This window comes from Stenotrophomonas chelatiphaga (assembly GCF_001431535.1).
Lineage (GTDB): Bacteria > Pseudomonadota > Gammaproteobacteria > Xanthomonadales > Xanthomonadaceae > Stenotrophomonas > Stenotrophomonas chelatiphaga.
The window spans coordinates 60,437-78,514 of record NZ_LDJK01000007.1; the positions used below are offsets into that span (position 1 = coordinate 60,437).

At 68.4% G+C, this 18,078-nt stretch carries 20 protein-coding genes; 19 read left to right on the forward strand and 1 reads right to left on the reverse strand.

The features are described 5' to 3' along the window. Positions 1 to 73: 73 nt before the first annotated feature. From oleC to xth, 7 genes are all read left to right on the forward strand, one after another. Positions 74 to 1,732 (forward strand): olefin beta-lactone synthetase, encoded by a 1,659-nt coding sequence (oleC, locus tag ABB28_RS02420; protein ID WP_057507090.1) that lies wholly within the window; start codon positions 74 to 76, stop codon positions 1,730 to 1,732. After that, positions 1,729 to 2,739 carry a 2-alkyl-3-oxoalkanoate reductase gene (gene oleD, locus ABB28_RS02425; protein WP_057507091.1) on the forward strand — a complete coding sequence of 337 codons (1,011 nt, stop codon included), beginning with the start codon at positions 1,729 to 1,731 and terminating at the stop codon, positions 2,737 to 2,739. Before oleC ends, oleD begins: the two co-directional genes overlap by 4 nt. Positions 2,740 to 2,802: 63 nt before the next feature. Beyond that, positions 2,803 to 2,958 carry a DUF1328 domain-containing protein gene (locus ABB28_RS17625; protein ID WP_083491872.1) on the forward strand — a complete coding sequence of 52 codons (156 nt, stop codon included), beginning with the start codon at positions 2,803 to 2,805 and terminating at the stop codon, positions 2,956 to 2,958. Positions 2,959 to 3,219: 261 nt separating this feature from the next. Continuing rightward, entirely contained in the window at positions 3,220 to 3,855 is a 636-nt protein-coding gene (locus ABB28_RS02430; protein ID WP_057507092.1) for a ubiquinone biosynthesis accessory factor UbiJ, read from the forward strand. Continuing rightward, positions 3,852 to 5,507, forward strand: coding sequence for a ubiquinone biosynthesis regulatory protein kinase UbiB (ubiB, locus tag ABB28_RS02435; protein WP_057507093.1), 1,656 nt, complete (start codon positions 3,852 to 3,854; stop codon positions 5,505 to 5,507). Before ABB28_RS02430 ends, ubiB begins: the two co-directional genes overlap by 4 nt. A 26-nt stretch (positions 5,508 to 5,533) precedes the next feature. Then, positions 5,534 to 6,289 (forward strand): pseudouridine synthase, encoded by a 756-nt coding sequence (locus ABB28_RS02440; RefSeq protein WP_057507164.1) that lies wholly within the window; start codon positions 5,534 to 5,536, stop codon positions 6,287 to 6,289. Then, entirely contained in the window at positions 6,286 to 7,053 is a 768-nt protein-coding gene (gene xth, locus ABB28_RS02445; RefSeq protein WP_057507094.1) for an exodeoxyribonuclease III, read from the forward strand. Before ABB28_RS02440 ends, xth begins: the two co-directional genes overlap by 4 nt. 73 nt (positions 7,054 to 7,126) lie before the next feature. On the opposite strand, the gene ABB28_RS02450 is transcribed toward xth, so the two are convergent. Beyond that, on the reverse strand, positions 7,127 to 7,378 hold the full coding sequence (locus ABB28_RS02450; RefSeq protein ID WP_057507095.1) for a GlsB/YeaQ/YmgE family stress response membrane protein: 252 nt from the start codon (positions 7,376 to 7,378) through the stop codon (positions 7,127 to 7,129). Between the two features lie 84 nt (positions 7,379 to 7,462). Between ABB28_RS02450 and ABB28_RS02455 the strand changes: the two genes are divergently transcribed. From ABB28_RS02455 to ABB28_RS02510, 12 genes are all read left to right on the forward strand, one after another. Next, complete coding sequence (locus ABB28_RS02455) at positions 7,463 to 8,062, forward strand: 4'-phosphopantetheinyl transferase family protein (RefSeq protein WP_057507165.1); 600 nt, start codon at positions 7,463 to 7,465, stop codon at positions 8,060 to 8,062. A 126-nt stretch (positions 8,063 to 8,188) separates the two neighbouring features. Further along, the gene (gene rsmG / locus ABB28_RS02460; RefSeq protein WP_057507096.1) at positions 8,189 to 8,827 is read left to right on the forward strand and encodes a 16S rRNA (guanine(527)-N(7))-methyltransferase RsmG; all 639 of its coding nucleotides are present in this window, start codon (positions 8,189 to 8,191) and stop codon (positions 8,825 to 8,827) included. Between the two features lie 111 nt (positions 8,828 to 8,938). Continuing rightward, the gene (locus ABB28_RS02465) at positions 8,939 to 9,736 is read left to right on the forward strand and encodes a ParA family protein (protein ID WP_057507097.1); all 798 of its coding nucleotides are present in this window, start codon (positions 8,939 to 8,941) and stop codon (positions 9,734 to 9,736) included. Further along, positions 9,733 to 10,659, forward strand: a complete 927-nt coding sequence (locus ABB28_RS02470; RefSeq protein ID WP_425479498.1) for a ParB/RepB/Spo0J family partition protein — start codon at positions 9,733 to 9,735, stop codon at positions 10,657 to 10,659. Before ABB28_RS02465 ends, ABB28_RS02470 begins: the two co-directional genes overlap by 4 nt. Before the next feature lie 8 nt (positions 10,660 to 10,667). Then, positions 10,668 to 11,633: an NAD-dependent epimerase/dehydratase family protein gene (locus tag ABB28_RS02475; protein ID WP_057507099.1), complete on the forward strand. Its 966-nt coding sequence runs from the start codon at positions 10,668 to 10,670 to the stop codon at positions 11,631 to 11,633. A gap of 91 nt (positions 11,634 to 11,724) precedes the next feature. After that, entirely contained in the window at positions 11,725 to 12,447 is a 723-nt protein-coding gene (locus tag ABB28_RS02480) for a glycosyltransferase family 2 protein (RefSeq protein ID WP_057507100.1), read from the forward strand. Beyond that, positions 12,447 to 12,788, forward strand: coding sequence for a lipid-A-disaccharide synthase N-terminal domain-containing protein (locus tag ABB28_RS02485; protein ID WP_057507101.1), 342 nt, complete (start codon positions 12,447 to 12,449; stop codon positions 12,786 to 12,788). Before ABB28_RS02480 ends, ABB28_RS02485 begins: the two co-directional genes overlap by 1 nt. 84 nt (positions 12,789 to 12,872) lie before the next feature. Beyond that, a complete protein-coding gene (locus ABB28_RS02490) occupies positions 12,873 to 14,648 on the forward strand; it encodes a DUF885 domain-containing protein (protein WP_057507102.1) in 1,776 nt (591 codons plus the stop codon). A gap of 192 nt (positions 14,649 to 14,840) precedes the next feature. Further along, the gene (locus ABB28_RS02495) at positions 14,841 to 15,317 is read left to right on the forward strand and encodes a hypothetical protein (protein ID WP_152983363.1); all 477 of its coding nucleotides are present in this window, start codon (positions 14,841 to 14,843) and stop codon (positions 15,315 to 15,317) included. A 61-nt stretch (positions 15,318 to 15,378) separates the two neighbouring features. Further along, positions 15,379 to 15,756 carry a hypothetical protein gene (locus ABB28_RS02500; protein WP_057507104.1) on the forward strand — a complete coding sequence of 126 codons (378 nt, stop codon included), beginning with the start codon at positions 15,379 to 15,381 and terminating at the stop codon, positions 15,754 to 15,756. A 59-nt stretch (positions 15,757 to 15,815) separates the two neighbouring features. Next, entirely contained in the window at positions 15,816 to 17,099 is a 1,284-nt protein-coding gene (locus ABB28_RS02505) for a TolC family protein (RefSeq protein WP_057507105.1), read from the forward strand. Next, positions 17,096 to 18,067, forward strand: coding sequence for an efflux RND transporter periplasmic adaptor subunit (locus ABB28_RS02510; RefSeq protein WP_057507106.1), 972 nt, complete (start codon positions 17,096 to 17,098; stop codon positions 18,065 to 18,067). Before ABB28_RS02505 ends, ABB28_RS02510 begins: the two co-directional genes overlap by 4 nt. Positions 18,068 to 18,078 lie beyond the last annotated feature (11 nt).

Consider the following 18,078-nt stretch of genomic DNA (forward strand, 5'->3'; position numbering starts at 1 on the left):
AGGGACGAAGACGCGGATTTTCCACGATGCGGGCCCGCGCGCAAGAAATTCCGTATCCGGCGACAATGAACGGATGAATCGATACAGCAATATCGCCGCCCGGCTGCCTGAACTGGCGCGTGAGCGGCCCGACCAGATCGCCATCCGCTGCCCGGGACGCCGCGGCCCGGGCAATGGCATGGCCGCCTATGACGTCACCCTGGACTACCGTCAACTGGACGCCCGCAGCGATGCGATGGCCGCCGGACTGGCCTTGCACGGCATTGGCCGCGGGGTGCGCGCGGTGGTGATGGTGCGGCCTTCGCCGGAGTTCTTCCTGTTGATGTTCGCGCTGTTCAAGCTGGGCGCGGTGCCGGTGCTGGTGGATCCGGGCATCGACAAGCGCGCGCTGAAGCAGTGCCTGGACGAGGCGCAGCCGCAGGCCTTCATCGGCATCCCGCTGGCCCACGTGGCCCGTCTGGCGCTGCGCTGGGCGCCGTCGGCCACGCTGCTGGTGACCGTGGGCCGCCGGCTGGGCTGGGGCGGTACCACGCTGGCTGCGCTGGAGCGTGCCGGCACGGGTACGCCGCCGATGCTGGCCGCTACCGATGGCGAAGATACCGCTGCGATCCTGTTCACCAGCGGTTCCACCGGCGTGCCCAAGGGCGTGGTCTACCGCCACCGCCATTTCGTCGGCCAGGTCGAGCTGCTGCGTTCGGCATTCGGCATGGAAGCGGGCGGGGTGGACCTGCCGACCTTCCCGCCGTTCGCCCTGTTCGACCCGGCACTGGGCCTGACGTCGGTGATTCCGGACATGGACCCGACGCGGCCGGCCAAGGCCGATCCGCGCCGCCTGCACGATGCGATCAAACGCCATGGCGTCACCCAGTTGTTCGGCTCGCCCGCGCTGATGCGGGTGCTGGCCGATCATGGCCAGCCGCTGCCGGGGGTCAAGCGGGTGACCTCGGCGGGGGCGCCGGTGCCCCCTGACGTGGTCGCCAGGATCCGTCGGCTGTTGCCGCCCGACGCCCAGTTCTGGACGCCGTATGGCGCCACCGAATGCCTGCCGGTCGCGGTGATCGAAGGGCGCGCGCTGGAAAACACCCGGGCCGCCACCGAAGGCGGTGCAGGCACCTGCGTGGGCGGGGTGGTGGCGCCGAACCAGGTGCGGATCATTGCCATCGATGACGCGGCGCTGCCGGACTGGACGCAGGTGCGTGAGCTGCCGGTGGGCGAGGTAGGCGAGATCACCGTGGCCGGACCCACCGCGACGGAAAGCTATTTCAACCGTCCGCAGGCGACCGCGGCGGCGAAGATCATCGAGACGCTGGCCGACGGCAGCACCCGCGTGGTGCACCGCATGGGCGATGTCGGCTACTTCGATGCGCAGGGCCAGCTGTGGTTCTGCGGGCGCAAGACCCAGCGCGTGGAAACCGCGCAGGGGCCGCTCTACACCGAACAGGTCGAGCCGGTGTTCAACACCGTGGCCGGCGTGGCGCGCACTGCGCTGGTCGGCGTCGGCGTGCCAGGTGCGCAGGTGCCGGTGCTGTGCGTGGAGCTGCTGCCCGGGCATTCCGATTCCGCCGCCCTGCATGAAGCGCTGCGCACCAAGGCCGCCGTGCGCCTGCCCGAGGCACGCCTGCAGGACTTCCTGGTGCATCCGGGCTTCCCGGTGGATATCCGGCACAACGCCAAGATCGGCCGCGAGAAGCTGGCGATCTGGGCCACGAAACAACGGGAAAAACAGGCATGAAGATCCTTGTCACCGGCGGCGGTGGATTCCTGGGACAGGCCCTGTGCGCCGGCCTTGCCGAACGCGGCCACCAGGTGCTCAGCTTCAACCGCGGCCAGTACCCGGCGCTGCAGGCCATGGGCGTGGGCCAGATCCAGGGCGACCTGGCCGATGCGCAGGCGGTGCTGCATGCCGTGGCCGGGATGGACGCAGTGCTGCACAACGCGGCCAAGGCCGGTGCCTGGGGCAGCTATGACAGCTACTACCAGGCCAACGTGGTCGGCACCGACAACGTGATCGCCGCCTGCCGTGCGCAGCAGGTGCCGAAGCTGGTCTACACCTCCACCCCCAGCGTGACCCATCGCGCCACGCATCCGGTGGAAGGGCTGGGCGCGGACGAGGTGCCGTATGGGGAAGACTTCCAGGCACCGTACGCCGCAACCAAGGCGATCGCCGAACAGCGCGTGCTGGCGGCCAACGATGCCGCGCTGGCCACCGTGGCGTTGCGCCCGCGGCTGATCTGGGGGCCGGGTGACCTGCAGCTGGTACCCCGGCTGGCGCAGCGCTCGCGCGCCGGACGCCTGCGCCTGGTCGGCGATGGCAACAACCTGGTGGACACCACCTACATCGACAACGCCGCGCTGGCGCACTTCCTCGCATTGGATGCACTGGCGCCCGGCGCGGCGTGTGCGGGCAAGGCCTATTTCATTTCCAACGGCGAACCGCTGCCGATGCGCGAGCTGCTCAACAAGCTGCTGGCCGCGGCGGGTGCACCGGCGGTGACGAAATCGGTGAGCTTCAAGACGGCGTACCGCATCGGTGCGATAGCCGAAAAACTATGGCCGCTGCTGCGCCTGCCGGGCGAACCGCCGCTTACCCGCTTCCTTGCCGAACAGCTGTGCACGGCCCACTGGTACAGCATGGAACCGGCGCGCCGCGACTTCGGTTACGTACCGGTGGTGAGCATTGACGAAGGACTCACGCGGCTGAAAGCTTCATCAATCGGCGAGATTTCCGTCACCCGATGAACACCGCCGGCACGTGAGTATGGTCCCCAACGCCACCCCGGCACGTTAACCGCGAGGATCGCCATGCTGCACTACGCCGTCATCTTTTTCGTCATCGCCCTGATTGCCGCCGTGCTCGGTTTTTCCGGTATCGCCGGTGCCGCCAGCAACATCGCCTGGATCCTGTTCGTGGTCTTCCTGGTGCTGGCCGTGATCTCGATGTTCCGCAAGCGAACCTGACCTTCGGTCACGTTGCTTGAAGACGAAGCCGGGCATAGCCCGGCTTTGTTGTTTCTGCGGGATGCTGCCGCAGCGTGACGGCCAGCGGCCGTCACTACCAGGATTGCGGTAGCGCCGAGCCGTGCTCGGCGAGCGCAGCGGCAGCGGCTACGGCGTGACGACCAACGGTCGTCACCCACCACGGGCACCGAATGACGGCCAGCGGCCGTCACTACCGTGTTCGGCGGCGGTCAGTACCGCATCGCAGGTAGAATGCCCGCCATGCCTCTTTCCCTGCTCAAGTCGCTCAAGCCGGTTGCCGGCCGTGCCCTGCAAGCCGCGCTCAACCGCGCGCTCGCGCTGGATCCTGATACCCGCCAGGCGCTGACCGCGCTGGATGGCCGCCATATCGACCTGACCCTGGAAGCGCCCGCGCTGGCGATGCGCATCAGCGTGCACGGCGAGGCACTCGAAGTGGGCCCGGTGGACCATCGCGAAGCCGACCTGGCCGTGCGCAGCAGCCTGTCCGGTGTGCTGGCCCAGCTGCCGCTGCTGGCGAAATCGCGCGGCGCGCAGGCCAACCCGGCCGGCCGGGTGCGGGTTGCCGGTGATGCCGAACTGGCGCGCCGCCTGCAGCAGCTGGCGAAAGGATTCGACCCGGACTGGCAGTTGCCGTTCGTGCGCGTGTTTGGTGAAGTGCTGGGCGTGCAGGTGGCCAATACCCTGCGCAGCGCCCTGCAGCACGCGCGCCGCGGCGCGTCCGACCTCGCGCATACCGCCGCCGAGTTCGTCACCGAGGAATCGCGTGACGTGGTGCCGCGCGGCGAACTGGACGCCTTCCATGACGACGTGGACGTGCTGCGCGACGACGTCGAGCGCATCGCCGCGCGCGTGCAGCGCCTGCGGGGTGCCGCATGAAGGCGCTGCTGCGGGCCAGCCGGATCGGCCGCATCATCCTGCGCTACCGCCTGGACGACCTGCTGCAGGGCACCCCGGCCGAGCGCTGGCTGCGGCTGGCCAAGCCGTTCGTGCCGCGGGCATCGGCCGACATCGCCGCGCAGACCCGTGGTGCGCGGCTGCGCCTGGCGCTGCAGGACCTTGGCCCGATCTTCGTCAAGTTCGGGCAGATCCTGTCCACCCGCCGCGACCTGGTGCCGCCGGACGTCGCCGTTGAATTGACCCTGCTGCAGGACCGGGTCAAGCCGTTCGATGGCGATACCGCACGCCGCATCGTCGAACAGGCGCTGGGCATGCCGGTCAGCGCGGCCTTCGCCAGCTTCGACACCGAACCGCTGGCGTCGGCGTCGATCGCCCAGGTGCACGCCGCCACGCTCGGCGATGGTCGCCAGGTGGTGGTCAAGGTGCTGCGCCCGGATATCGAAAAGCAGATCGTCGCCGACATCGCCCTGCTCAACTCGCTGGCGACGCTGGTCGAGCGCACCCATCCGCGCGCCGACAAGATCCGCCCGCGCGAAGTGGTGGCGGAGATCGAAAACACGCTGTCGGCCGAACTGGACCTGCAGCGCGAAGGGGCCAACGCCAGCGTGCTGCGCCGGTTCTGGGAAAACTCGGACGACCTGTACGTGCCCGAGGTGATCTGGAGCCACACCGCCGAACGCGCGCTGACCCTGGAGCGCGTGTGGGGCATTCCGTCGGACGACATCGAAGCGCTGGACCGCGCCGGCATCGACCGTGTCGCGCTGGCGGCCAAGGGCGTTCGGGTGTTCTACACCCAGGTGTTCCGTGACAACTTCTTCCACGCCGATGCGCACGCCGGCAACATCTGGGTCGATCTGGATCCGCAGCGCCGCGCCAATCCGCGCTTCATCGCGCTGGATTTCGGCATCATGGGCCAGCTCTCGCAGGAGGACCAGTACTACCTCGCCGAGAACTTCATGGCCATCTTCAACCGCGATTACCGGCGCATCGCCGAACTCCATGTGCAGGCGGGGTGGATGCCCGACCACGTGCGCATCGACGAGCTGGAATCGGCGGTGCGCTCGGTCTGCGAACCGTACTTCACCCGCCCGCTGTCGCAGATTTCGCTGGCGGAAGTGCTGATGAAGCTGTTCCGCGTGGCGCAGCGCTACCAGCTGACCCTGCAGCCGCAGCTGATCCTGCTGCAGAAGACCCTGCTCAACATCGAAGGCGTGGGCCGCCAGCTGGATCCGCAGATCGATATCTGGGCGGTGGCCAAGCCGGTGCTGGCGAAGATCCTGCGCGCGCGCTACAGCCCGCGCCGGGTGCTGCGCGAGATCGGCAAGCGGGTGCCGGAAATCATGACCCATGCGCCGGACATGCCGCGGCTGGTGCACGCCTGGCTGAGCCAGCAGGTGGAAGGTCGGCACGAGCTGTCGATGCGCTCGCGCGACCTGGCGGCGCTGGACGCCAGCCTGCAGCGCCTGCAGAAACGCGCCGTCGGCGCGATCACCGGTGTCGGTCTGCTGGCGATCGCCGCGCTGATGTACGTGCTGCAGCCGCCGGGCCTGTACTTCGGCGACATGCCGATCTGGAGCGGGGTGTCCGGCGCGCTGGGTGCGCTGGCGCTGGCGCGGGCGTGGTGGCGATGACGGGCAGCGCGACAGTGATCGATGAAGTGAGTCCGGACGACGACACCGCCGCCGCAGCGCAGCTGCCGCCGCTGCAGCTGCTGCACCAGGACGAGCGCCTGGCGGTGGTCAACAAACCGGCCGGGCTGATGGTCCATGACAGCAAGCTGGCGCGCGGCGAAGATGACTTCCTGGCCGATCGGCTGCGTGAGCAGCTGGGCCGGCAGATCTTCCTGGTGCATCGGCTGGACCGCGCCACCAGCGGCTGCCTGCTGCTGGCCTTCGACCGCGAAACCGCCAGTGCGCTGGGCAAGTCGCTGATGGGCGGTGAGGTGCAGAAGGACTACCTGACCGTGTGCCGTGGGTGGCCGGCAGAGGAAAGCTGGCAGGTCGACCACGACCTGGATGGCGGTCCCGGCAAGCCGGTGAAGAAGCCGGCGGTGACGGATTTCCAACGCCTGGCGACCGGCGAGCTGGCGGTGCCGAGTGGGGAGTTCAGCACCTCGCGTTATGCGCTGCTGCGCTGCCAGCCGCAGACCGGGCGCTTCCGCCAGATCCGCCGCCATCTCAAGCACCTCTCGCACCACATGATCGGCGACACCAGCCATGGCGATGGGCGGCACAACCGCATCTTCCGCATGCAGGGCGTGCACCGCATGCTGCTGCATGCCGAGCGCCTGCGTTTCCCGCATCCGGATGGCAGCACGCTGGACGTACGCGCGCCGGTGGATGCGGCCTTCCAGAAAGCGCTGGACCTGTTCGGCTGGGACGTCCCGCCGGGCGGGCTACAATCCCCGCCATGAAAATCGCCTCGTGGAACGTCAATTCGCTCAATGTCCGCCTGCCGCACCTGGAGCAGTGGCTCAAGGACTTCGGCCCGGACATCGTCGGCATCCAGGAAACCAAGCTGGAAGACCACAAGTTCCCGGATTCGGCGCTGATCGCCGCCGGCTACCGCAGTGTGTTCGCCGGCCAGAAGACCTACAACGGCGTGGCGCTGCTGTCGCGCGAGCCGGCGCAGGACGTGCAGATCGGCATCCCCGGCTTCGAAGACGAGCAGAAGCGCGTCATCGCCGGCACCTTCGGCGACCTGCGGGTGATCAACCTGTACGTGGTCAACGGCCAGGACGTGGGCACGGACAAATATGCCTACAAACTGCGCTGGCTGGAGGCGGTGCACGCCTGGATCGCCAGTGAACTGCAGCGCTACCCGAAGCTGATCGTGATGGGTGATTTCAACATCGCCCCGGACGAGCGTGACGTCAACGACCCGTTGGTCTGGAACGAGAACCACATCCTGACGTCCACCGCCGAACGTGGCGCGTTGAACAAGCTGCTGCAGCTGGGCCTGCACGATGCGTTCCGCCTGCACAGTGACGAGGCCGGGGTGTTCAGCTGGTGGGATTACCGCGCCGCCGGCTTCCGCCGCAACCTGGGGCTGCGCATCGACCTGACCCTGGTATCGGATGCGCTGAAGGCGTCGGCCGTGGCATCGGGCATCGATCGCGAACCGAGGACCTGGGAGCGCCCCAGCGACCACGCCCCCGCCTGGGTGCAGCTGGGCTGAAACAACGAGGCCCGGCAGTTGCCGGGCCCCGTCGTGATGCCGCATCCGGCCAGCGGCCGGGATTACCGCAGCGTCAGCGTATGCTCTTGCGGGTGAACAGGTTGACGATCGCCAACAGGATCACCGCGCCGATCAGCGAGAACAGGAAGGTCCGTATCGTAATCGCTTCGTTGATGCCGCCGCCGAACAGCCAGCCCGCAATCAGCGCACCGACGATGCCGACCACCACGTTGAGGATGATGCCCTGCTGGCCATCGCGCCTCATGATGATGCTGGCCAGCCAGCCTACGATGCCGCCTACGATCAACCAGATGATGATGCCCATCGCCTCACCTCCACGTCCCAAGGGACTTCAGTTGACGCGTACTGCCGTGAACCGCTTGTGCAGCCGCGCCGGCAGGTCCGCGCAGTGAGCGCGTCGGCGACCCTCGAAGGCCCGTGGCGCTTCGGTCCGGTGACGGTCTGGCGCCGCCCGCACGTACCGGGGCAGCGCGGCGAACCGCAGGCGCGACAGGTGCTGGCCGAAGCGCTGGGCGGCGATCCACTGGCGCTGCCGCTGGTCCGTGACCCGCGTGGCCGCCCGGAGCTGTCCGCTGCGTTGTCCGGCTATGGCACCGGCTGGAGCCACAGCGGCCAGCTGCTGCTGGTGGCGCTGGGCGAAGGCGTGCGGCTGGGCGTGGACCTGGAACTGCTGCGGCCACGGCCGCGCCTGCTGGAAATCGTCCGCCGCTTCTTCCACCCGGCGGAAATCGAATGGCTGGAGAGCCTGTCCGAGGCCGATCGCGAACACTGGTTCTTCCGCGTCTGGTGCGCCAAGGAGGCCATGCTGAAGGCGGACGGGCAGGGCATCTCCTTCGGCCTGCACCGGCTGCAGTTCGCCCCCGCCGGCGACGGCAGCCTGCAGCTGCACTGGTGCGACCCCGCGCTCGGACCGGCCGCGCGTTGGCACCTGCACGAGTGGCAGGCGCACGCCGATTTCCGCGCCGCGCTGGCCTGGCACGCCGTCTGAAGGTAGCGCCAAGCCATGCTCGGCGAGCGCGAAGCGCGGCGTCGGACAGCGTCCGCCGAGCATGGCTCGGCGCTACCAAGGCCGGCCCGATCAACGCAATGGCAATAAACCGGCGATAATCACGCCATGAGCGAACACAATCTTCCGCCTGCCGTCGCCGACACGCTGCAGCGTGGCCTGGCCGACATGGGGCTGGCCGCCGAGCTGGCGCCGCCGCTGCTGCGTTACCTGGCCCTGCTGCACCGCTGGAACCAGACCTACAACCTCACCGCCGTGCGCGATCCGCAGGAGATGGTGACCCGCCACCTGCTGGATTCGCTGGCGATGCAGCCGCACGTGGCCGATGGCACGCTGGCCGATCTGGGCACTGGTCCCGGGCTGCCCGGCATTCCGCTGGCCATCGCCTGTCCCGGCCTGCAGGTGACCCTGGTGGAAAGCAATGGCAAGAAAGCGCGCTTCATGCGCGAAGCCGTGCGCCAACTGCAACTGGGCAACGCGCGGGTCGCCGAATCGCGCGCCGAAGCCCTGGACGAACCCGGCCAGTACGACCAGATCACCGCGCGTGCGATGGATACGCTGGAAGGCATCGTGCGCGTCGGCGGCCACCTGCTGCGTCCCGGTGGGGTGCTGCTGGCGATGAAGGGCATCCATCCGCACGAAGAAATCGCCGCGCTGCCGGCCGGCTGGCGCGTGCGCGATGTGGTGCCGCTGCAGGTTCCCGGGCTGTCCGGCGAGCGCCACCTGGTGACCATCACCGGTCCTTGAAGGGCTGCGCCGATCCTTGTCCGGCAAGGTCCCGGCACATCCCGATTTCCGCCCGGGGCCGGTTGTACGCATAATGACCAGCCCCAGCAACCGTCGACGAGGCTCACCCGCATGGCCCGCATCATCGCCATCGCCAACCAGAAGGGTGGCGTCGGCAAGACCACGACCGCCGTCAACCTGTCCGCCGCCCTGTCCCACGCCCCCAAGCGCGTCCTGCTGGTGGACCTGGATTCGCAGGGCAACGCGACGATGGGCAGCGGCGTGGAAAAACGCGAGCTGGTCTCGTCCACCTATGACCTGCTGCTGGGCGAGAGCACCGCGGCGGAAGTGCGGGTGAAGTCGGCTGAAGGCTACGACCTGCTGCCAGGCAACATCGACCTGACTGCCGCCGAGATCCAGCTGATGGGGCAGGGCGAGCGCGAACAGCGCCTCAAGCGCGCGCTGGCACCGATCCGCGATGAGTACGATTACATCCTGATCGACTGCCCGCCGGCGCTCTCGCTGCTGACCCTGAACGCCCTGGCCGCCGCCGATTCGGTGCTGGTGCCGATGCAGTGCGAGTACTACGCGCTGGAGGGCCTGAGCGCACTGGTGGAAACCATCGAAGCGCTGCGCGGCAACCTCAATCCGGCACTGGAAATCGAAGGCGTGCTGCGCACCATGTTCGACGTGCGCAACAACCTGGCCAACGCGGTGTCCGGCGAGCTCACCGAACACTTCGGTGACCTGGTGTTCCGCACCATCGTGCCGCGCAACGTGCGCCTGGCCGAAGCGCCCAGCCATGGCCAGAGCATCGTCGGCTACGACCGTGCATCGCGCGGCGGCGTGGCCTACCTCGGCCTGGCCGGCGAGATCATCCGTCGCAACAACGATCGCAACAAGGCCGCCAAGGCCGTGGAGACTGCCTGATGACCACCAAGCCCGCCGCAGGGAAGAAGCGTGGCCTCGGCCGCGGCCTGGACGCCCTGCTGGGACCGAAGGCTTCGGTGAGCCAGGTGCAGGCCACTGCGGTGATCGAGCCGCTGCCCGGTGAAGTGCTGCGCCGGCTGCCGATCGGCGAGCTGCAGCCGGGCAAGTACCAGCCGCGGCGCGAGATGGACCAGGCCAAGCTCGCCGAGCTGGCCGATTCCATCCGTTCGCAGGGCGTGATCCAGCCGATCCTGGCGCGCCAGCTGCCGGGCGGCAATTACGAAATCGTCGCCGGTGAACGCCGCTGGCGTGCATCGCAGCTGGCCGGGCTGGACGAAGTCCCGGTGGTGGTGCGCGAACTGGAAGACCGCACCGTCATCGCGATGGCGCTGATCGAGAACATCCAGCGCGAAGACCTCAACCCGTTGGAAGAGGCCGAAGCGCTGCACCGGCTGATCAGTGAGTTCACCCTGACCCATGCCGAAGCGGCCGAAGCGGTCGGCCGTTCGCGTGCGTCGGTGTCCAACCTGCTGCGCCTGCTGGAACTGCCGATCGCGATCCGCGTGCTGCTGGAATCACGCCGGCTGGAAATGGGCCACGCCCGCGCGCTGCTGACGCTGGCCCCGGAACTGGCCGGCAAGCTGGCCCAGGAAGCGGCCGACGAAGGCTGGTCGGTACGCGAAGTGGAGCGCCGCGCGCAGGCATTCGCCGCCGGCAAGATACCGGGCAACCGCCCGCAGCCGGCGCCGCGCACCGCACCGCAGGCCGATATCGCCTCGCTGGAAACCGAGCTGAGCGAATCGCTCGGTGCCAAGGTGGCGATCAACCACGGGCGCGGGGGCAAGGGCAAGCTGGTCATCCACTACACCGATCTGGACACGCTCGATGGCGTGCTGGAAAGGCTGCGGGCCCAGCGCGGCTGAGCCACGGCATGACGATCCTGCTCACCGGTGCTGCGGGATTCATCGGGGCCTACACGGCGCAGGCGCTGCTGCAGGCCGGCCAGGCGGTGGTCGGCCTGGACAACTTCAACGCCTATTACGATCCGCAGCTCAAGCGTGACCGCGTGGCCGCGCTGTGCCCGCAGCTGGATCTGCGCACCCTGGAGCTGACCGACCGCGACGGCCTGGCCGCGCTGTTCGACCAGGTGCAGCCGCGCGCGGTGATCCACCTGGCGGCGCAGGCCGGCGTGCGTTATTCGCTGGAAAATCCGCAGGCCTACGTCGACAGCAACCTCAGCGGCTTCGTCAACATGCTGGAGGCCTGCCGCCGTCATGGCGTGCAGCACCTGGTCTACGCCAGCAGCAGTTCGGTGTATGGCGATTCGGCGATCCCGCCGTTTTCCGAAGACCAGCGCGTGGACCAGCCGCGCTCGCTGTATGCCGCCACCAAGGCCGCCAACGAACTGATGGCCTACAGCTACGCCCAGCTGTACGGCCTGCGGGCGACCGGGCTGCGCTTCTTCACCGTGTACGGTCCTTGGGGGCGACCGGACATGGCGCCGCTGCTGTTCGCGCGTGCGGTGCTGGCCGGGCGGCCGATCGAGGTGTTCAACGAAGGGCGGATGCAGCGGGATTTCACACATGTTTCCGACATCGTGGCCGGCATCCTTGGCGCGCTCTCCCATCCCAGCGCTGAGCCGGTGCCGCACCATGTGTTCAACCTGGGCAACCATACCCCGGTGGAGCTGGAGCGGTTCATCGACGTCATCGAGCGTGCTGCCGGTCGTGCTGCCTGCAAGGTCTACAAGCCGATGCAGGCCGGCGACATGGTGCGCACGATGGCCGATACCCGTCGCGCCCATGACGCTTTCGGCTACTCGCCGTCGCTGTCGATCGAACAGGGCCTGCCGCCGGTGGTGGCATGGTGCCGGGCGTATTTCGGCGAGCGCGCCTGAAAGCGGCGCATCTGGGCAACCAGGTTCATCTTCGGATAACCTCGGCTGCGGAGAATGCGCGCTGTTTGTCCCTCCCTTCGCCGAGTTCCCGATGAGTCATCCTGAGCTTTCCGTCGTCGTCCCGGTGTTCAACGAGCGTGACAACGTCGCCGCGCTGGTGGCTGAAATCACCGCGGCATTGCGCGGACGCACCGCCTTCGAGATCGTCTACGTCGACGACCACTCCCGCGACGACACCCTGGCCGTGCTGCAGGGCCTGAAGGCCACCACGCCGGAGCTGCGCGTGCTGCACCATGTCAGCCAGAGCGGGCAGAGCACGGCGGTCCGCACCGGGGTCAAGCAGGCGCGCGGTGCCTGGATCGCCACGCTGGACGGCGATGGCCAGAACGATCCTGCCGACATTCCGAAACTGCTCCAGGCCCGCGCCGCCGCCGATGCCCGGGTCAAGCTGTTCGCCGGCTGGCGGGTCAACCGCAAGGACAGCGGCAGCAAACGCTGGGCCAGCCGCTGGGCCAATGCGATCCGCGCGCGCGTGCTGCAGGATGCCACCCCCGATACCGGCTGTGGCATCAAGCTGTTCGAACGCGAGGCGTTCCTGGACCTGCCCTACTTCGACCACATGCACCGTTACCTGCCGGCACTGATGCAGCGTGCCGGCTGGAGCACGCAGAGCGTGCCGGTCAACCACCGCCCGCGCACCGCGGGGGTATCCAAGTACAACAACCTGCAGCGCGGGCTGGTCGGACTGCGCGATCTGCGCGGGGTGGCGTGGCTGATCACACGCAGCCGCCGTACCGCCGTGGAAGAGCGCTGATGGAGCTGTCCCTGCTCGACCAGCCGCTGACCTGGTTGTACTGGACCGGGCTGCACGTCACCGGCTGGAAGCTGATCGGCTACACCGGCGCGCTGATGTTCGGCGGCCGCTGGCTGGTGCAGTTCGTCGCCTCGCGGCGCGCCGGCAAGCCGGTGATCCCGCGGCTGTTCTGGTACATGAGCGTGGTCGGCAGCCTGATGACGCTGAGCTACTTCCTGTTTTCCGCGAAACAGGATTCGGTCGGCGTGCTGCAGAACCTGTTTCCGGCGTTCACCGCGCTGTACAGCCTGAAGCTGGATATCGCCCACCGCGGCTGGAAGCGCGACAAGGCCGTTCACTAGGCAGCGGGCAGGACGTTCGACCCATGTAGCAGGGCCGCATCGGTGCCATCATCGAAGGCCTGCCTCCCCGGGAATCTGTCGCTCGTGAAAACCCGCCTTGCCGTTGCCCTGCTGCTTGCCCTGTCTGCTCCCGCGCTTGTCCATGCGGCCCCGCCGGTTGCCACGGCGGCGCCGGCCAGCGTTGCCAATGAAAGCGCAGCCGACGCTGCCTTCCGCGCGATCTACGAAAAGGAATGGGCGTGGCGCCAGGCCGGTGGAGGCGAAGCCAGCGAGGACGGTGACGCTCCGGAAAGCGCCGCGCGCATGCCCGATGTCGGCCCGGCCGCACAACAGGCACGGCTTGCGGTCTGGGACGGCGTGCTGAAGCAGCTGGATGGAGTGGATGCCAAGGCCCTGTCGGCGGTCAACCAGGTCAACCTAGCGATCTACCGCGACCAGGTGTTCAACCTGGCCGAGGAAGTGCGCCTGCGCAGCTACGAGATGCCGTTCAATTCGGATTCCTCGTTCTGGTCCAACCTCTCCTTCATGGCCCGTCGCGAGATGAAGACCGCGCAGGACCATCGCAACTACATCGCGCGCCTCAACGACGTGCCGCGCTATTTCTCCCAGCAGACCGACAACATGCGGGCCGGCCTGGCCCGTGGCTTCAGCGTCCCGCGCGCGGTGCTGGATGGCCGCGAAGTAGCGATTTCCAACGTCGCCGACCTCACCGATCCGACCCAGTCGCCGCTGTACGCACCGTTCAAGAAGCTGCCTTCCAGCATTCCCGCCGCCGAGCAGGCGCAGCTGCAGGCGCAGGCCCGCGAGGCGATCGCCGGCAAGGTCATCCCGGCCTTCCAGCAGCTGCGCAGCTTCTTCCTGCAGGAGTACGTGCCCAAGGCACGCACCACGCTGGCCGCCGAGGCCATGCCCGACGGCAAGGCGTTCTACAGGCAGCAGATCCACGAATACACCACGCTGGACCTGAGCCCGGATGAGATCCACGCGATCGGCCTGGCCGAGGTGGCACGCATCCAGTCGGAAATGAACGCCATCATCAAGCAGGTGGGCTTCAAGGGCAGCTTCGGCGAGTTCCTGACCTTCCTGCGTACCGATCCGCAGTTCTATGCCAAGACCCCCGACGAGCTGCTGCATCGCGCGGCATGGATCTCCAAGCGCGTGGACGGGGTGATCGGCAGGTACATGACGCTGCCGCGCGCGCGCTTCACCATCGTGCCGGTGCCGCCGGACATCGCCCCGTTCTGGACCGCCGGCCGCGGCGGCATGGGCACCTACTGGCTCAACACCTACAACCTGCCTGCGCGCCCGTTGTACAACCTGCCGGCACTGACCCTGCACGAGTCCGATCCGGGCCATGCGCTGCAGGGTGCGCTGGCGGCCGAACAGGGCGAACTGCCGGAGTTCCGTCGCAACAGTTACATCTCCGCCTACGGCGAAGGCTGGGGCCTTTACTGCGAAAAGCTGGGCGTGGAGATGGGCATCTACGAAACCCCCTACGAAGACTTCGGCCGGCTGACCTACGAAATGTGGCGTGCGGCGCGGCTGGTGATCGATACCGGCGTGCACAGCAAGGGCTGGAGCCGCGACCAGGCGCTGGCCTACCTGCGCGACCACACCGCGCTGAGCGAGCACGAAGTGTCCACCGAAGTGGACCGCTACATCTCCTGGCCGGGCCAGGCGCTGAGCTACAAGCTGGGCGAGATCGCGATCGTGCGGCTGCGCGCGCAGGCGGAAAAGGAACTGGGTGACCAGTTCGACATCAAGGCCTTCCACGACGCCGTGCTGCAGCAGGGCTCGGTGCCCTTGCCGGTGCTGGAAAAGCAGATCCAGGCATTCATCGTCGAACGGCGCAAAGGCTGATTACTGGTAGCGCGGATCCTGCGTTGCGGCAGGCTTGTCTGAATGCACAGACAGGCCTCCCGCATGTTGCAACCGGTACATCACAGTCCGGTCGTTCCGGCCGCGTCGACAAGCCGCGGCGTTGCTGTCCGCTCCAATGCGGACAGCGCGTTGCGACCCCATGCGGTAACAAACGCGGCCGCTGATGCCAGCGTGATCCTGATGTGCGGCATGCCGTGTTACGGCGAGCATGCTCCGCCGGGCATCAGCAACGTACTGAGCGCCCCGGAACGCTTCGTCATCGAAGCCGATTATCGCCGGCACCGTGGTTACCTCAACAACCCGGAGTATCTGTTCAATCTCGATGCCGGCAAGGTGCCGGCCCACGCCGCCTATCGGGTGCTGTGCACGCAGTTCCAACGGCCAGGCAGCTTCGCCATACGGCAGGCGGAGCAGGGTGCCTTCATGCTGGTGCATCGCTCGCAGCGGACGCCGCAGCTGGTGCGTACCGCGCTGGAGCACTCCGACAGGGGCTGGCATCTGCACGTCGCCGACACCGCGAACAGCGGCTGGAACGGCGTGCGCGGCAGGCACTTCGAGACGCTGGACGCCCTGAAGGGCGCCTTGCCGCCCGGCATGCACGAGGTCGCCGGCGCCTCCCTGCATGATCTGGAGACCACCCATCTCTAGCATCGGCACGGCTTCGCACTGCGATTGTGTAACGCGCGCTGCGCTCGCTACCCTGCCGGTGATGATCCGCTCGCTGCGCCACCGCCGGTTGTTCCTGCTCCGCCTGCTGATGCTGGTGGTGGTGGCGCTTGGCACGGCCGGGGGCGCGTTGGCGTCGGCGCTGGGTGACCTGCACGAACTGTCGCATGCCGATCATCCCGCGCTGCCCCATGGGGACGCAGAAGCCGAAACCGGCCATGACGACGACGACACCAGCGCGCGCCTGCTGCATGCGCTGGTGCACTGCGGTCATTGCCATGGCCAGGGCGGCGTGCTGCCCTTCGCCCATGCAGGCTGGGAACTGATCGCCGCGCCGGCCCGGGCGACCCACGGCCCACTGGATGCCAGCTGGCGTCCCGCCCCGCAGGACAGCCCGCTGCGTCCCCCGATCCAGGCCTGATCCGCGATCCGCCGCTGGCGGAGCAACCGATCCTGTCCTGAGATTGCTGGAGAAACCCCATGTTCAAACGCCTGGCCGCGCTTGCGGTCCTGGTGCTGTCGCCATGCGCCAACGCGCAGGTGACGTTGCCCGCTGCCCCGTTGACGCTCGATGCGGCGGTCGACCGTGTTGCACGCACGCATCCCGACCTGCGCCTGCTGCCGTTGCAGCAGCAGGCCGCCCGCGCCCGCTTCGACGCTGCCGGCCTGGCACCGCCGCTGGTGTTCGGCGTGGACCTTGAAAACGCACTCGGCAGTGGCGACAGCCGCGGCGTCGACGCGCTGGAGACCACCGTGTCGCTGGCCGGTGTACTGGAAAGGGGCGGCAAGCTGGATGCCCGCCGCGCCGTCGCCCAGGCCAACCTTGATGCGCTGGCGCCGCAGCGCGAGATCATCCGCCTGGACATGATGGCCGAGGTAGCGCGTCGCTACCTGGCGATCACCCTCGCTGCCGCTCGCCAGCGCATCGCACTGGATGACATCGAACAGCGTCGCCGCGCGGTGCAGGCGGCGCAGCTGCGGCTCACCGCCGGCGCCTCGCCGGCGTCCACGTTGATGACCGCGCAGGCGGCGCTGGCCCAGGCCGAGCTGGACAGGGACCGTGCCCTGCAGGAGGGCAGCGCGGCGCGGCTGTCGTTGGCTGCGCTGTGGAACGCACGCGAGGTCGACTTCGACGTGGCCACTGGGGATCCGCTGCAGCTGCCTGCCCTGCAGGACTTCAGCCAGCTGGCCGACCTGCTCGAACGGACGCCGGAGCTGGCGCTGATCGCTGGCGAACAGCGCATGCGCCAGGCCCAGCTGCAGCTGGCCGGCAGCCAGCAGCGCGGTGATGTGTCCTGGCAGTTCGGCGTGCGCAACGACCGCGCCAGTCGCGATTCGTCGCTGGTGGGCAGCTTCAGCGTGCCGCTGGGCAACGCCCGGCGCGCGGATCCGGAGCTCCGTGCCGCTCGCAGCGAACTGGAAATGAGCGGCGTGGAGCGGCAGGGCCGCGCGCTGCAGCTGCACGCCACCCTGGCCGAAGCACACGGGCGTTACAGCACCGCCCGGCTGGAGGTCACCCGCATGGACCGCGACGTGCTGCCGCAGCTGCGTCGTGCCGAAAAAGCCGCCGAAACCGCGTGGCGTGCCGGTGCCATCAGTTACCTGGAATGGGCCCAGCTGCAGGCGATGCGGACCGAGGCCCGGCAGCGACAGCTGGATGCCGCGCTGTCCGCGCAGCTCGCCCTGATTGAACTCCAGCGGCTGACCGGTCAGCCGCTGGTCGCAACCGTCACCTCCACCGCCACCGAAGGAACCGCACCATGACCCGCACCCCCGTGGCCATGCGCCGCATGCTCGCGATCCTGCTGCTGTGCGCCCTGCTGGCAGGCTGCAGCGGCAAGCCGGCTGACCCCGCCTCCGCCGAAGACACCCACGCGCACCCCGAAGGCGAAGCGCATGAGGATGAAGCGGCTGCGGAAAGTACCCGCATCACCGACGCGCAGGCACGCGCCGCCGGCATCGTCAGCGCCGCGGTGGGCCCCGGCACCATCGCCGATGAGCACGAAGTACAGGGCCTGCTGGCGCCGGTCGATGGGCGCAGCGCACAGGTCACCGCGCGTTTTCCCGGACCGGTGCGCGCGCTGCGCGCCAATGTCGGTGACCGCGTGCGTGCGGGCCAGCCCTTGGCCAGCATTGAAAGCAACCTCAGCCTGACCACCTACAGCATCGCCGCGCCGATCTCCGGCGTGGTGCTGTCGCGGCAGGTGCAGCTGGGTGCGGTGGCGGCCGAAGGCCAGGTGCTGTTCGACATCGGCGACCTGTCCCAGCTGTGGGTCGACCTGCACATCTTCGGCGCTGACACCCAGCACATCACCGCCGGTGTGCCGGTCACCATCACCCGCATGACCGACGGCATCACCCAGACCGCGACCCTCGAACGCGTGCTGCCCGGTACCGCCACCGCCAGCCAGAGCACGGTGGCCCGGGCCACCATCGACAACGCCGATGGCCTGTGGCGGCCGGGTGCCGCGGTGCGCGCGCGCATCGTGGTGGCCAGCACACCGGCGCCGCTGGCGGTACCGCTGACCGCACTGCAGTCACTGGAAGGCAAGGACGTGGTGTTCGTCCGCGAAGGCGACACCTACCAGGCACGCGTGGTCCAGTTGGGCGCACGCGATGCGCGCCAGGTCGCAATCACCGCTGGCCTGCAGGCCGGGGAACAGGTGGTGGTGGAGCAGAGCTACACGGTGAAGGCCGACATCGGCAAGGCGGGGGCAGCGCATGAGCACTGAGCCGCGCGACG

Excerpts from the sequence above, each read along its gene's own strand:
- oleC (WP_057507090.1), top strand. The coding sequence starts at position 74 with ATGAATCGATACAGCAATATCGCCGCCCGGCTGCCTGAACTGGCGCGT.
- oleD (WP_057507091.1), top strand. The coding sequence starts at position 1,729 with ATGAAGATCCTTGTCACCGGCGGCGGTGGATTCCTGGGACAGGCCCTG.
- ABB28_RS17625 (WP_083491872.1), top strand. The coding sequence starts at position 2,803 with ATGCTGCACTACGCCGTCATCTTTTTCGTCATCGCCCTGATTGCCGCC.
- ABB28_RS02430 (WP_057507092.1), top strand. The coding sequence starts at position 3,220 with ATGCCTCTTTCCCTGCTCAAGTCGCTCAAGCCGGTTGCCGGCCGTGCC.
- ubiB (WP_057507093.1), top strand. The coding sequence starts at position 3,852 with ATGAAGGCGCTGCTGCGGGCCAGCCGGATCGGCCGCATCATCCTGCGC.
- xth (WP_057507094.1), top strand. The coding sequence starts at position 6,286 with ATGAAAATCGCCTCGTGGAACGTCAATTCGCTCAATGTCCGCCTGCCG.
- ABB28_RS02450 (WP_057507095.1), bottom strand. The coding sequence starts at position 7,378 with ATGGGCATCATCATCTGGTTGATCGTAGGCGGCATCGTAGGCTGGCTG.
- rsmG (WP_057507096.1), top strand. The coding sequence starts at position 8,189 with ATGAGCGAACACAATCTTCCGCCTGCCGTCGCCGACACGCTGCAGCGT.
- ABB28_RS02465 (WP_057507097.1), top strand. The coding sequence starts at position 8,939 with ATGGCCCGCATCATCGCCATCGCCAACCAGAAGGGTGGCGTCGGCAAG.
- ABB28_RS02475 (WP_057507099.1), top strand. The coding sequence starts at position 10,668 with ATGACGATCCTGCTCACCGGTGCTGCGGGATTCATCGGGGCCTACACG.
- ABB28_RS02480 (WP_057507100.1), top strand. The coding sequence starts at position 11,725 with ATGAGTCATCCTGAGCTTTCCGTCGTCGTCCCGGTGTTCAACGAGCGT.
- ABB28_RS02485 (WP_057507101.1), top strand. The coding sequence starts at position 12,447 with ATGGAGCTGTCCCTGCTCGACCAGCCGCTGACCTGGTTGTACTGGACC.
- ABB28_RS02500 (WP_057507104.1), top strand. The coding sequence starts at position 15,379 with ATGATCCGCTCGCTGCGCCACCGCCGGTTGTTCCTGCTCCGCCTGCTG.
- ABB28_RS02505 (WP_057507105.1), top strand. The coding sequence starts at position 15,816 with ATGTTCAAACGCCTGGCCGCGCTTGCGGTCCTGGTGCTGTCGCCATGC.
- ABB28_RS02510 (WP_057507106.1), top strand. The coding sequence starts at position 17,096 with ATGACCCGCACCCCCGTGGCCATGCGCCGCATGCTCGCGATCCTGCTG.